Origin of the sequence: Xanthovirga aplysinae, from assembly GCF_009711365.1 — a bacterium.
In the GTDB taxonomy this organism is placed as follows: Bacteria; Bacteroidota; Bacteroidia; order Cytophagales; family Cyclobacteriaceae; genus Xanthovirga; species Xanthovirga aplysinae.
Window position 1 is genome coordinate 1 of record NZ_SMMB01000109.1, and the last position, 364, is coordinate 364.

Sequence of the window (364 nt, forward strand, 5' to 3'; positions counted from 1 at the left end):
GAAGGTGGTTGGGAAGAGATGAATGAAACGATCAAGCTAACGGCTTCAGATGGTGCTGAATATGATTATTTTGGTTATTCCGTGAGTATATCAGGAGATCAATTGGTGGTAGGGGCTTATTTTGACGATGATAAGGGAAGTAGCTCTGGTTCAGCTTATTTATTTGAAAAACCAGATGGTGGTTGGGTAGGAATGAATGAAACGGCCAAGCTGACGGCTTCAGACGGTACCGCTCATGATTATTTTGGTGCTTTCGTGAGTATTTCGGAAGATCTAGTGGTGGTAGGGGCTTATGGAAAAGATGAAAATGGAGTAGATTCCGGTTCGGCCTATCTATTTGAAAAACCAGAAGGTGGTTGGGAAG

1 protein-coding gene is annotated in these 364 nt (G+C 43.1%); it reads left to right on the top strand.

The features are described from left to right. The coding region (locus E1171_RS00135) for an FG-GAP repeat protein (protein WP_187696090.1) at positions 1 to 364 on the top strand (364 nt) is incomplete at both ends.